This is a genomic window from Spirillospora sp. NPDC046719, from assembly GCF_040645715.1.
Taxonomy (GTDB): domain Bacteria; phylum Actinomycetota; class Actinomycetes; order Streptosporangiales; family Streptosporangiaceae; genus Spirillospora.
On record NZ_JBEYYT010000263.1, the window covers coordinates 1 to 13,176 of the forward strand.

The 13,176-nt window shown below is 70.9% G+C and carries 10 protein-coding genes; 5 read left to right on the forward strand and 5 right to left on the reverse strand.

What is annotated here, in order from left to right:
* Positions 1-161: 161 nt before the first annotated feature.
* The gene (locus ABZ914_RS33490; protein WP_500198163.1) at positions 162-1,136 is read right to left on the reverse strand and encodes a TetR/AcrR family transcriptional regulator; all 975 of its coding nucleotides are present in this window, start codon (positions 1,134-1,136) and stop codon (positions 162-164) included.
* Positions 1,137-1,425: 289 nt separating this feature from the next.
* On the opposite strand from ABZ914_RS33490, the gene ABZ914_RS33495 reads away from it, so the two are divergent.
* Complete coding sequence (locus tag ABZ914_RS33495; protein WP_500198165.1) at positions 1,426-3,006, forward strand: succinic semialdehyde dehydrogenase; 1,581 nt, start codon at positions 1,426-1,428, stop codon at positions 3,004-3,006.
* 2 nt (positions 3,007-3,008) lie between these two features.
* Positions 3,009-4,766: an FAD-dependent oxidoreductase gene (locus ABZ914_RS33500; protein WP_500198166.1), complete on the forward strand. Its 1,758-nt coding sequence runs from the start codon at positions 3,009-3,011 to the stop codon at positions 4,764-4,766.
* A gap of 233 nt (positions 4,767-4,999) precedes the next feature.
* Here the strand turns inward: ABZ914_RS33500 and ABZ914_RS33505 are convergent, their stop codons facing one another.
* On the reverse strand, positions 5,000-5,956 hold the full coding sequence (locus tag ABZ914_RS33505) for a GlxA family transcriptional regulator (protein ID WP_500198167.1): 957 nt from the start codon (positions 5,954-5,956) through the stop codon (positions 5,000-5,002).
* Between the two features lie 74 nt (positions 5,957-6,030).
* On the opposite strand from ABZ914_RS33505, the gene ABZ914_RS33510 reads away from it, so the two are divergent.
* Positions 6,031-6,417 (forward strand): avidin/streptavidin family protein, encoded by a 387-nt coding sequence (locus ABZ914_RS33510; protein WP_500198169.1) that lies wholly within the window; start codon positions 6,031-6,033, stop codon positions 6,415-6,417.
* Between the two features lie 66 nt (positions 6,418-6,483).
* On the opposite strand, the gene ABZ914_RS33515 is transcribed toward ABZ914_RS33510, so the two are convergent.
* Positions 6,484-7,392: a zinc metalloprotease gene (locus ABZ914_RS33515; protein ID WP_500198171.1), complete on the reverse strand. Its 909-nt coding sequence runs from the start codon at positions 7,390-7,392 to the stop codon at positions 6,484-6,486.
* Between the two features lie 247 nt (positions 7,393-7,639).
* Here ABZ914_RS33515 and ABZ914_RS33520 point away from each other — a divergent pair, with 247 nt between their 5' ends.
* Positions 7,640-8,374, forward strand: a complete 735-nt coding sequence (locus tag ABZ914_RS33520; RefSeq protein ID WP_500198173.1) for a DNA alkylation repair protein — start codon at positions 7,640-7,642, stop codon at positions 8,372-8,374.
* A gap of 1,279 nt (positions 8,375-9,653) precedes the next feature.
* Here the strand turns inward: ABZ914_RS33520 and ABZ914_RS33525 are convergent.
* Positions 9,654-10,631, reverse strand: coding sequence for a zinc metalloprotease (locus ABZ914_RS33525; protein WP_500198175.1), 978 nt, complete (start codon positions 10,629-10,631; stop codon positions 9,654-9,656).
* A gap of 224 nt (positions 10,632-10,855) precedes the next feature.
* On the opposite strand from ABZ914_RS33525, the gene guaA reads away from it, so the two are divergent.
* Complete coding sequence (gene guaA, locus ABZ914_RS33530; protein ID WP_500198177.1) at positions 10,856-12,430, forward strand: glutamine-hydrolyzing GMP synthase; 1,575 nt, start codon at positions 10,856-10,858, stop codon at positions 12,428-12,430.
* Positions 12,431-12,512: 82 nt separating this feature from the next.
* Here the strand turns inward: guaA and ahpD are convergent, their stop codons facing one another.
* Complete coding sequence (gene ahpD / locus ABZ914_RS33535) at positions 12,513-13,055, reverse strand: alkylhydroperoxidase, AhpD family (protein ID WP_387021762.1); 543 nt, start codon at positions 13,053-13,055, stop codon at positions 12,513-12,515.
* Positions 13,056-13,176 lie beyond the last annotated feature (121 nt).

Genomic DNA, 13,176 nt, shown 5'->3' on the forward strand with positions numbered 1-13,176 from the left:
GCCCAACCGGCGGTTTCAGCGAGCCGGTTGGGCGGGCGATCTTCTGCGGTGGTCCACCGTGTCGCCTGGCCATGTTGACCGGGCGGGCTGGCGGGTTGCAGGACGGCTGCGTGGGCCGACCGGTGAGGTGTGTGCCTGGTCGACCGCGTCTGGTGGGCCGGCTAGCTGGCTGCTCGGCCCAGCATGAGGTCTATGCCGGTCGAGTAGAGGTCGGCGGGGACGCGGTCGGGGTCGAGCAGGTGCTGGAAGGCCAGTCCGAAGTCCAGCGCCATCGCGAGCGCCGCGCGCTCGGACGGGGCGATGCCGTCCACGTCGCGCAACTCGCTCGCCAGGTGGGCGCGGCGTTCGGCGTACCAGTCGGCGATCCGCCAGCCCGCTGCGTAGTCGCGCATGCCGTAGAGCCAGAACTCCACCAGCAGGAGCGCGAGTCGGCGGGCGCGGTCGTCGGAGCCGTCGCGCGAGGTGTTGCGGCCGGTGCGCTCGTCGTCGTCGCGCGCCTGGTCGGCGGACCGCAGTTCGTCGCAGACGTCCGTGCCGAGCCGGTCGCTGGTGAAGCGTTCGAGCAGCGCCAGCAGCAGGTCCGTCTTGCCGGCGAAGTTCGAGTACACCGCTCCCTTGGTGAGGCCGGCCGCTGCGGCGATGTCGTCGAGCGAGGCGCCGTGGATGCCGCGCTCCGCCCACAGGCGCTCGGCGGCGGACAGCAGGGCGGTCCGGGTATGCTCCCGGCGCTCCTGCCGCGCGTTCATATGGCCCGCTCGTCCCGTCCCGCGGGTGGGCTGCTGTGGCCGGCCGGCGTCGCGCTGGAGCGTCCGCGGCTCGGTGGTCACGGCAGGGCCGCCGAAGCCGGGGGGCAGTGGTGCCTGGCTTCCGCTCTCCGGCTCGCCCGGTCGGGCGGCGGGCACGGCGGTGCGCGGGGACGTGCCCTTGCCGGACTCGCCCGGTTCCTCGGTGAGGGTGGTCGTGGCTAGTGCTCCGCCGACGGCGGGGCCGTCCGGGAGAGTAGCCGTACCGGCGGTGGTCTCTGTGGGGGGTGCGGACGGGGTCGTGCTGCCGCCGCTGGGCGGGCGCGGGGTGCGGGGGTCGCTCGCGTCCGTCGGGTCACCCTCGGGCCGTAGGTCGCCGTGGGCGTCGTTCATGTGCTGTTCCCTCCGCTGCCATGGCGCGCGTCCACGGCGCTCCTGACGCGCGGCAGCGGACGTCCGGGAGCGGCGGGATGGGCGCCGGATTCTCCTCCTGTTCTCGGAATACACCGGTCGGACGCGGTCAGTCCCGGAGTTGCGCAACTCCGCCGGGGTTGGAACGGTCCGTTCGGTGGGCGGTTGTCAGTGCCCGACGGAGAAACCCATGGAAGGTGGGGCATTTCACGGCAAGTGCCCTGTTACCTGCGGGTAGCCAAAAATGGCCAGGGGGTCATACCCTGCCTGCATGGCATCCCCGACGGTCCCTGCCAAAGGCGAGGCAGAGCACGAGCTCCCGCAGTCCCTGATCGACCGGCTGGCCTCCCATGTCGCTTCGGGCGGCGCCGAGACGGTGACGATCCCCAGTCCGTTCACGGGCGAGCCGCTCGCGACGGTCCCTCAGTCCGGAGCCGACGACATCCGGGCCGCCTACGAGCGGGCCCGCGAGGCGCAGCGCGCGTGGGCCGCGCTGCCGGTGAGCGAGCGCGTCAAGCCGTTCCTGCGGCTGTCGGACGCGCTGGTCGACCGGCGCGAGGAGATCCTGGACGTCATCCAGCTCGAGACCGGCAAGGCCCGCCGCCACGCGATGGAGGAGTTCCTCGACGTGGCGCTGTGCTCGCTCTACTACGCCCGCCGGGCCGCGAAGCTGCTGAAGCCGCGGCGCAGGCAGGGCATGATGCCGGGCCTCACCCGCGTGCAGGAGCTGCGGCACCCGAAGGGCGTCGTCGCGCTGATCTCGCCCTGGAACTACCCCTTCGCGCTCGGCGCCAGCGACATCGCGCCCGCGATCATGGCGGGCAACGCGGTGATCCACAAGCCGGACACCCAGACGTGCCTGTCCAGCCTGTGGGTGCTGGACCTGCTGGTCGCGCTGGGCCTGCCGCGCGACGTGTGGCAGATCGTCGTCGGCGACCCGGGCGAGATCGGCGACCCGCTGATCGACAACGCCGACTACGTGTCGTTCACCGGCTCCACCCGGGGCGGCAAGGCGATCGCCGAGCGCGTCGCCCCCCGGCTGGTGTCGTACTCGCTGGAGCTCGGCGGCAAGAACCCGATGATCGTGATGGCGGACGCCGACGTCGAGCGGACCGCGCGCGGCGCCGTCCGCGCGTGCTTCACCAACGCCGGGCAGCTGTGCATCTCGATCGAGCGGATGTACGTCCACGAGGACATCTACGACCGGTTCGTCCCGCGCCTCGTCGAGCTGGTCAAGGGCATGAAGCTCGGCACCGGCCTCGACTTCGAGGCCGAGATGGGCTCGCTGACCTACCAGCGCCAGCTGGACGCGGTGACGTGGCACGTCGACCAGGCCGTCAAGGAGGGCGCGACCGTCCTCGCCGGCGGCAAGGCCCGGCCCGACATCGGCCCGCTGTTCTACGAGCCGACGCTCCTCGCGGACGTCAACGGCGACATGGACCTGTGCGCCAACGAGACGTTCGGTCCGGTCGTCGCGATCTACAAGTACCGGGACGAGGACGAGGTCGTCGCCCGCGCCAACGACACCGCCTACGGGCTGAACGCGTCGGTGTGGACGAAGAACCCCGCGCGCGGCCGCCGGCTCGCCGCCAGGATCCAGGCCGGCACCGTCAACATCAACGACGGGTACGGCGCCGCCTACGCGTCCTACGACTCGCCGATGGGCGGGATGAAGCAGTCCGGCGTGGGCCGCCGCCACGGCGCCGAGGGCATGCTGAAGTTCACCGAGGTGCAGACCGTCGCGAGCCAGCACATCATGGACCTCGAGCCGCCCGGGTCCCTCGGCTATGACAGGTTCGCCGACTTCATGGCCACCGGCATCAAGCTGATGAAGAAGCTGCGGATCAAGTAAGGATGGCCGTGAAGCACGACTTCGACGTGCTCGTCGTCGGGTCAGGGTTCGGCGGCAGCGTCTCGGCGCTGCGGCTGACCGAGAAGGGGTACAAGGTCGGTGTGATCGAGGCGGGCCGCCGCTTCGACACCGCCCCGTCCGCGGCGCCCGGCGCCCGGTACCCCGCGCTCCCGAAGACGAACTGGCGCGTCTCCCGGTACCTGTGGGCGCCCGCGCTGGGCCTCACCGGGATCCAGCGGCTGCACCTCATCCGCGGCGCGAAGTCCAGCCGGGTCCTGGTGATGGCCGGCGCGGGTGTCGGCGGCGGGTCGCTGAACTACGCCAACACCCTGTACGTGCCGCCCGCGCCGTTCTTCCAGGACCGGCAGTGGGCGCACATCACCGACTGGCAGGAGGAGCTCGCCCCCTACTACGACCAGGCCAAGCGCATGCTGGGCGTGGTCGAGAACCCGACCACGACCGAGGCCGACAAGGTCATGAGGAAGGTGGCCGACCGGATGGGCGCGGCCGGCACCTTCGTCAAGACTCCGGTGGGCGTCTTCTTCGGCCGTGGCGCGGGCGTCGAGAGCGGCGACCCTTTCTTCGGCGGCGTGGGCCCGCGCCGCCGCGGCTGCCTGGAGTGCGGCGAGTGCATGGTGGGATGCCGCCACGGCGCGAAGAACATGCTCACCGAGAACTACCTGTACCTCGCCGAGAAGGCCGGCGCCCGGGTGATGCCGCTCAGCCGCGTGACCTCGGTGAAGCCGCTGGCGGGCGGCGGCTACGCGGTCGAGATCGTGCGGACCGGTTCGTTCGGGCGCAACCGCAGGACGCTCACCGCCGGGCAGGTGGTGTTCGCCGCCGGAACCTACGGCACGCAGAAGCTGCTCCACAAGCTGAAGAGCACCGGCCTGCTGCCGCGCCTGTCCGATCGGCTCGGCGCGCTGACCCGGACGAACTCCGAGGCCATCCTCGGCGGCGGCCGCCGCAACGGCACGCCCGGCCCGGACTTCTCCAGGGGCGTGGCGATCACCTCCTCCTTCCATCCGACTCCCGAGACCCACATCGAGCCCGTCCGCTACGGCCGCGGGTCCAACCTCCTCGCCGGGCTGCAGACCCTGCTGATCGACGGGGACAAGCCCGGTGAGCGGCACACCCCCAGGATCCTGAAGTTCGCGCGCGAGGCGGTGCGCCGCCCCCGTGACCTCATCCAGCTCTTCGACGTCCGGCACTGGTCCGAGCGGACCGTGATCGCGCTGGTCATGCAGACCCGGGACAACTCGATCACGCTCCGCCCGAAGAGGGGCCCGTTCGGCTGGGACGTCCGCGCGTCCGCGGGGCACGGGGAGCCGAACCCCACCTGGATCCCCGAGGGGCACCAGGCGACCCGGCTGATCGGCGAGGAGATCGGCGGGATCGCCGGCGGCACCTGGGGCGATCTGTTCGACGTCCCGATGACCGCGCACTTCCTCGGTGGCTGCGCCATCGGCGACTCCGCCGAATCCGGCGTCATCGACGCCTACCACCGGGTGTACGGGCACCCCGGCCTGCACATCGTGGACGGCTCGGCGGTCTCCGCCAACCTCGGCGTCAACCCGTCCCTCACGATCACCGCGCAGGCCGAACGCGCGATGTCCTTCTGGCCCAACCGGGGCGAGGCCGACACCCGCCCCGAGCTGGGCGGCACCTATCGAAGAATCACCCCCGTCCCTCCGAAGAATCCCGTCGTTCCAGCGGATGCTCCAGCGGCACTCCACCTTCCTATCGTCGAGATCACCTGACCGGTCCGCGCTCCGGTTCGTCCCCGCCTCCGAACCGGAACGCGGCCGATGCCTCCTGGCAGGCCCACCGCGTCCCATGCTCACGCCCCGCAGATGGCCGGGGAAGTGGAACGTCGTTCTGTGGATAACTCTCCGTCCGGCTCGTCGGCGGAGCCCTTGGCCGTGCGGATGGCCGGGCGCATCGGTGCTGGTCGCCGGGCCATTTCCGGACTCGGTCATGATCTTGGAGTGCCTCAGCGGGGAACGGCGAACGTTCGCCTGTAGGCGCTCGGGGTCGTGCCCATCTCGTCGGCGAAGCGGCGGCGGAAGTTCGACGTGTCCGGGAACCCGGTGGCGGACGCGACGGACTCGATGGTCGCGTCCGTCCGTTCGAGCAGGGCGCATGCCTCCTGGATGCGGCGCCGGAGCAGCCATCGTCCCGGTGTCGTGCCGAGACGCCGGTCGAACAGGCGCGCGAGCGTGCGCGGCGAGACCCCGGCCTGCGTGGCGAGTTCGTCGATGGTGATCGGCCTGTGCAGGTTCGCCTCGGCCCATTCGAGGACAGGGGAGAGCGTCCGTTCGTCGCCGACGTCCCTGGACGGCGGGACGCGGGAGTACTGGCGTTGGCCGCCATCACGGTGCGGCGGAAGCACCATGTGCCGCGCGATGTCGTTGGCATATGCGGCACCGAAGTCGCGCCGGACGAGCTGCAGCGCGAGGTCGATCGCCGCGCCGGTGCCCGCGCTCGTGGCGACGTCACCATGGTCGATGTACAGCGCGTCAGGCTGGACGGTCACATCGGGATAGCGCCGGGCGAGTTCGTCCGCCATGCGCCAATGGGTGGTCGCGGTACGGCCGTCAAGGAGCCCCATAGCGGCGAGTGCGAACGCGCCTGAACAGACGCCGACGATGCGGGCGCCACGTTCGTGGGCTTTCCTCAGGGCGCGCGTGAGGCGTGGAGACGGCTGCGCCTCCCGGTCGGGCCAGCCGGTCAGGAACACCGAGTCCGCCTCGGCGAGGAGCCCAAGGCCATGCTCGACGAACATGCGGTAGCCCGCCTTTGTCGCCACGGCCCCGGGCACCTCGGCGCAGACGCGAAAGGAGTAGCGGGTCTCGACGCCGGGATGGTCGATGCCGAAGACCTCGGCGACGCATCCCAGCTCGAACGTCGACTGGGGCGGCCTCACCAGCGCCGCGACGCGGTGGAGCATGGTCGGCAGGATAATCCCGCATCGCGACTTTCCAGCCACTGGTTCGGGAGACATGCGACGGCGATCGTGGAGGAATGAGCAACGACAACACCGTCAGCTGGATCGGTACGTGGCGCAATCAGTACGGGTCGACGCTGGTCATCACTGACGACGCCGGTGGCAGGCTGTGGGGCACCTTCCGCACCGCGCTCGGCGACAGCGCGTTCGCGGGTGAGGAAGCCGAGATCACGGGATTGCACGTCGGCGTGTGCGCACACTTCGCGTTCGGCCGTTCCGGGCCTCACGGCGACGCCGTCGCGTCCTTCACCGGACTCCTGCGGGACGGACGCCTGGAGACGATGTGGCATGTGGTGTCCGATAAGGCGTTGAAGCCGCCCGCGCCGGGACGGGCGCCCGAGCTGATCGAACTGCCACGGGCGCATGCCGTCCTGACCAACGCCGACACCTTCGCTCGCGTATAACGCCCTGAAGGGGGCGTGCCCGGCGCCGGAGGGGGTGGGTCTCCGGCGCCGGAACCGGGCCGAGTGTCAGGCGCGGTACGCGGCCCACTGGTCGCTCATGCGCTGGGTCTGGCCGGGCGTGAACTCGTACATGCAGGAGTCGTAGCTGTAGTCCATGAAGTTGTGGATGGGGTCCAGGCCGGACGAGGAGCAGGTGTCGCGGCCGGTGGGGCAGCCCGAGGCGGGGCTCTGCTCGGCGGGGGTGTCGGACACCCGGTCGCCCTGGCCGCTGCAGCCGCCCTGGAACGTGTGGTACAGCCCCATCCAATGGCCGACCTCGTGGGTCGCCGTGTCACCCTCGTTGTAGTTGGTGAGCGATCCGCCGGGGACGCTCTGGTAGTGGATGACGACGCCGTCCAGCTTGGGCTTGGAGCGGTAGTCGCTGGGGAACGTGGCCCAGCCGAGGAGGCTGTCGCCCAGGTCGGCGGTGTAGAGGTTCAGGTCCTGGGCGCCGCCCGTGTGGAGCGCGTTCTTCATCGCCGTCTCGTTGCCCTCGGGGTCGGAGAACCACGCCGCGTTGTTCGTCCGCGTGATGGAGGCGAGGGTGAAGGAGACACCGCTCGGCGCATAGGCGGCGTTGAGGACGCTGAGCTGCTTGTTGAGCGTCGCGTCGGACAGCGAGCCCGTGCTGCCGCTCGTGATGACCTGGAAGTGCACGCGGACGGTGATCGAGGCGGCGGCCTTGAGGCGGCCGGACGCGGCGAGCTGCCCGAGACGGTCGTGGAAGTCCTTCTCCATGGCCGCGACCTTGGCGGCACCGGGCTGGTGCCGTTCCGTGGCGTGGGAGCCGGCACGGACGCGGGCCTGCGCGGCGGACGTCTCGGAGCTGCACTTCGCGCCCGGGACGGGAGCGGAGAGGGCGGGGGCGGCGGCGGGCGCGTAGGCGGTGAACGCGGCGAGCATGCCGATGGCGGTGGCGATTCCAGCGCGTTTCATGGAACTCCTTGGGGGCGGCGCGTCCGGTGACGGGCGCGCGGGGGAGCGGAGTCATCGCTGGAACCAGGGTGATTGCCGACAAGGGGTGCGTCTTTGGCAAACCTGGACGAATAGGGGCGAGAAATGCTGAATGCGATGCCGTAGCGCGAGCGCCGGAATGTCAGACCGGAGGCGTAGCGTGGGCGCCGTGCCGTGGGGCCGCCGGCGTGGGCGCCGGATTGTCAGACCGACCGCGTAACGTCGTCGCATGGACGCCGAGGACGAGGCCGAACGGATCTTGGGAGAGCTGCGCGCCCAGGCCGATCCGGTGCGGGCCGACAGCGAGAAGCGCTACCTGAAGAGCGAACTCGCGCACATCGGAGTGCCCGTCCCGGCGCTGCGGAAGATCGCCGTGTCGGCGGTCAGGGTGCGCCCTGCGCGCGACGAGTTGCTCGGGCTCGTGGACGCGCTGTGGACCGCGACGGACGACGGCCGTCCCATCCACGAGGCGCGCATGTCGGCCGTGGAAGTGCTGGCCAAGCGAGTGGACCTGCTCGTCCCCGGCGACCTGGCCGTGGCCGAGCGCCTCATCCGCGACTCGGCGGGCTGGGTGATGGTTGACCAGCTCGCCGACAGGGTCGCCGGCCGCTTGATCGTCCGCTACCCCGACCTGAGCGCGGTGCTGGACGCGTGGGTTCGCGATCCCGACATGTGGATACGGCGCACGTCGCTCCTCGCGCTGCTACCGGGCGTCCGCGCCGGAACCCCCGACCTGGACCGGCTCACCAGATACGGAGACATCCTTATAGGCGAAAAGGAGTTCTTCATCCGCAAGGCACTGGGGTGGGTGCTGCGCGAACTGTCGAAGAAGGATCCCGCCTGGGTGACGGCATGGGTGGAGGCGCACATGGCCGACGTCTCCGGCGTCACGTTCCGCGAGGCCGTCCGCCGCCTGCCACCCCCCGACGCCGACCGCCTGCTCACCACATACAAGGCCCGCTAACCTCCTCCTCGCTCACGCAGCTGCGTCCCGCCAGGCCCGCCCGTGCTGCCCGCCCGTGCTGCCCGCCCGTGCTGCCCGCCCGTGCTGCCCGCCCGTGCTGCCCGCCCGTGACCGTCCCGCGTGCCCCGCGCTGGTGCCAGTGCCGCCATGACACGCGCCGGTTCCGCTTGGCTGTGCGGTGCGCTCGTGCTGCTTGCGCGCTGGCGCTCGTGCCGCACATCCGCGTAGCACGTCCATGTTGTGCGCTCACGCTGGACTGCCCGTGCCGTGGGACTGCCCGTGCCGTGGGACGGCCAGTGCCGGACGCGGCGCCATGCCGTTTGTGTAGTGCTCCTGCTGGCGCGCTCAGCGCTGCGCGTCGGTGCTGCGCGTTCGCGACGAGCGACTGGTGCCCGGTGATGCTGCGCAGACATGCTGTGCGCTCGTGCTCCGTGCGCGCTGGCCGCCGCTCGTGTCGCGCGTTCGTGTCGCGCTCATGCTGTGCGCCCATACTGGAATGCCCGTGTCGTGCGCTCGTGCCGCTGGACGCTGGTGCTGTTCCGGCGATGTTGCGCTTCCGTGTCGCGCGCCGTGGTGCTGGGCCGACCGTGCCCTGCGCTGCTGGCTCCGCGGTGGTGCAGCTTGGCCGTGCTGCGCGCTGCTGGTGGGCTCCCGATGTTGGGACGTCCGCGTTGGCTGACCGTCTGCCCAACGTTGCTGTCTGGCTGCGCTGGACCGGCGGTACTGCGCGCTGATGCTGGGCGGCTGATGCCGGGCGGCTGATGCCGGGCCGCTGGTGTTCGGTAGCAGGCGTTGCCACCTGTGCTACTTGATCGTGCTGGAGCACCGGTGTCGGGCCGCTCGTTCGTCCTCATGTGGCGAGTGCCGTGCGGCCGCGCCGCCCGCTGGTGCTCGACCGTCACTGCCGTGCGCTCATGCTGTGGGCGTGCTGGCCACTCGTGTCACACGTCCAGCACGTCCATGTCGTGGGCTCATGCTGGGCTGTCCACGTTGTGCGCTCATGCTGGGCTGCCCGTGTCGTGCGCCCGTGCCGTGGGACCGCCAAGGCCGGACGCGGGTGCTATGCCGTTCGTGTAGTGCTCGTGTTGGGGCGCTTAGTGCTGCGCGTTGGTGCTGCGGGTGCGTGTTGCGTGCTGGCCGATCGTGGCGAGCGTCCGTGGCGTGGGTCGGTGGTGTGGGTTCGTGGTGGGGTAGCTCGCGCTGGGTGGCTGCGGTGTGTGTGTTAACCGGGCGTGCCGTGTTTGTGCGCCGTGCGTGCTGGGGTTTGTGGGGGTGGGGTTTAGCGGCGGTAGGCGGTCCAGACTTTGTGCATGCGGGCGCCCTGGCCGGCGGTGAAGGAGGTCATGCAGGTGTCGTAGCTGTAGTCCATGAAGTTGTGGACGGGGTCGTCGCCGGGGGCGGGGCAGGTGTCCTTGCCGGACGGGCAGCCGTTGGTGGGGTCGCGCTCGGCCGGGGTGTCGGACACCCGGTCGCCCTTGCCACCGCAGCCGTCCTGGAACGTGTGGTAGAGCCCGAGCCAGTGGCCGACCTCGTGGGTGGCGCTGAACCCGCGGTTGAAGTTGTCGATCGGGCCGCCGGGCATGCTGCCGTAGTGGATGGTGACGCCGTCCATCTTGGGCTCGGACTTGTACTTCCACGGGAAGGTGGACCAGCCGAGCAGGTCGCCGCCGATGCGGGCGCTGTAGAGGTTCAGCGTTCCCTTGCCGCCCTTGCGGAGCTTCGGCTTGTAGGTGCCCTCGTAGCGCTCCGGCTCGTTGAACCAGGCGGCCTTGTCGGAGCGGCTGATCGCCTTCAGGTGGAACGTCACGCGGGTGTTCGCGCCGCCGTACCGGCCGCCGTAGGACGCGTTCAGCACGCTGATCTGCCGCTTCACCACCGACGTGGGGACGTTGCCGGTGGAGCCGTCGTGCAGCACGTGGAAGTACACCGGGACGCTGATCTTGCCGGCGGCGCGCAGGTCGGACGGGGTGGACTGGTCGTCCGGCCGGTCCATGGCGCCGAGGCCGAGGCCCCTGAGGGTCTGGCCGAGGCGCTGCTCGACGCTCGCGGACTCCGAAGGGGTGAGGGCGTTGCGCTCCCGCACGTGCGCGTCGGGCCGCCGGAGCCGGGCGTTCGACGGCGCGGCGCAGGCGTTCGGGCCGGCGGCGCGAGGCGCGTCGGGGTGTGCTCGCCCGGCCGTGGCGCCCGCTCCGGCCGGACCGGTCGGTACGGCGGGGACGAGGGCGGTGATGAGGGCGGCGGCAGCGAGCAGCTTCACGACACTCCTAGGGAGGGACTGCTGAATGCGTACGGACAGCGACTGGACACAGGGCGTTATCAAGACGTATCAGAGAGAAGTCCTGCTGCGCGTGTGATCAAGGTAAACGGATGCCGACCGTTTTCGGCCAGTCGCCCAATGTGACCGCCGTGACCCGGCCGGGCGCATCGGCCCTGGATGGGGCCCCGTAGACTGGAGTTCTTTCCAGGCCCGTGCGAAAGGCGTTGTTGGTGGCCGTAGACCAGTCCTTTGACACCGTTCTCGTCGTCGACTTCGGCGCGCAGTACGCGCAGCTGATCGCGCGGCGGGTCCGTGAGTGCCATGTGTTCAGCGAGATCGTGCCGTCCACCATGCCGGCGGCGGAGATGCTCGCCAAGCGGCCGAAGGCGATCATCCTGTCGGGCGGGCCGGCGTCGGTGTACGAGCAGGGGGCGCCGGCGGCGCCCGAGGGCCTGTTCGAGCTCGGCGTGCCGACCCTCGGAATCTGCTACGGCCACCAGGTGATGGCGCAGGCGCTCGGCGGGGCGGTGGAGAACTCCGACGTCGCCGAGTACGGCGGCGCGACCGTCGCCGTGACCTCGCCGGGGATGCTGTTCGCCGGGCTGCCGAACGAGCAGGCGGTGTGGATGTCGCACCGCGACTTCGTGCGCGAGGCGCCCGCCGGGTTCACGGTCACGGCCAGCACGGACGTGACGCCGGTCGCCGGCATGGAGGACCGGGACCGCGGCTTCTTCGGCGTGCAGTTCCACCCGGAGGTGCTGCACACCGAGAACGGCATGGAGATCCTGCGGCGCTTCCTCTACGAGGGCGCGGGCTGCCGGCCGAACTGGACGATGGTGAACATCGCGGACGAGTCGATCGAGGCCGTCCGGGAGCAGGTCGGCGGGAAGCGGGCGATCTGCGCGCTGTCGGGCGGCGTCGACTCGGCGGTGGCCGCGGCGCTCGTCCAGCGCGCCATCGGCGACCAGCTGACCTGCGTGTTCGTCGACCACGGGCTGCTGCGCAAGGGCGAGCCGGAGCAGGTCGAGAAGGACTTCGTCGCGGCGACCGGGGTGAACCTGCACGTCGTGGACGCGCAGGAGCGCTTCCTCGCCGCCCTGGACGGGGTGAGCGACCCGGAGGAGAAGCGGAAGATCATCGGCCGCGAGTTCATCCGGGTGTTCGAGGAGGCGGCCCGGGAGATCGTCGGCGAGGACGCGGCGGAGCCGGTCGAGTTCCTCGTGCAGGGCACGCTCTACCCGGACGTCGTGGAGTCGGGCGGCGGTACCGGCGCGGCGAACATCAAGTCGCACCACAACGTCGGCGGGCTGCCGGAGGACCTGCAGTTCCGGCTGGTGGAGCCGCTGCGGACGCTGTTCAAGGACGAGGTGCGGGCGCTCGGCGAGCAGCTCGGCCTGCCGTCGGAGATCGTGTGGCGGCAGCCGTTCCCGGGGCCCGGGCTCGGCATCCGGATCATCGGCGCGGTGACCCGCGACCGGCTGGACATCCTGCGCGACGCGGACGCGATCGCCCGCGAGGAGCTGACGCGCGCAGGCCTGGACCGCGACATCTGGCAGTTCCCGGTGGTGCTGCTCGCCGACGTCCGGTCCGTGGGCGTGCAGGGCGACAGCCGGACGTACGGGCACCCGATCGTGCTGCGCCCGGTGACCAGCGAGGACGCGATGACGGCCGACTGGGCGAAGCTCCCGTACGACCTGCTGCAGAAGATCTCGACGCGGATCACCAACGAGGTCCGCGAGGTCAACCGGGTCGCCGTCGACATCACCTCCAAGCCCCCGGGCACCATCGAGTGGGAGTGACCTCGGCGGCGAGGCGATAGCGCGGGAAACGTGAGGGCCCGGGTGCGTTCCGCACCCGGGCCCTCATGTGTCCGCGGAGGTGTCAGACGGTCGCGGGGGCCAGGGCGGCCTCGGCGTCCAGGGTCGCGGCGGCCGCGTTGACGACCGCGGCGATCCGCAGCGCCTCCTGGACGAGCTCGCGCGACAGGCCGGCCTCGCGGACGACCTTCTCGTGCGACTCCAGGCACCGGCCGCAGCCGTTGATCGCCGACACGGCGAGGCACCACAGCTCGAAGTCGACCTTGTCCACGCCCGGCTTGCCGATGATCGACATCCGCAGCTTGGCGGGCAGGGTCGCGTACGTCTCGTCGCCGATCAGGTGCGTGGCGCGGTAGTACACGTTGTTCATCGCCATGATCGACGCGGCGCCCTTGGCGGCCTCGAACGCCTCGGCGGACAGGTAGTCGCCGGCGTCCTCGGCCAGCTCGCGGATGACGGTGGCGCTGCGGGTGGCGAGGGCGCAGGCCAGCACCGTCCCCCACAGCTGCTGGTCGGTGAGCTGCGAGGTGGAGGTGAGCGAGCCGAGGTTGAGCTTGGTGTCCTTGGCGTAGCCCGGGAGGGCGCTCTTCAGCGCGTCAACGCTCATGATGTCGAGTCCTTTCCTGCGGACGGCCGGCCGCGCGCGCGCCCCGCCCGCGCGGCAGAGCGGCGGGGTGGGGGAGAGGGGGGGAAAACAAGTGTTTAAATAGGTGGGGGGCGGGGCAAGA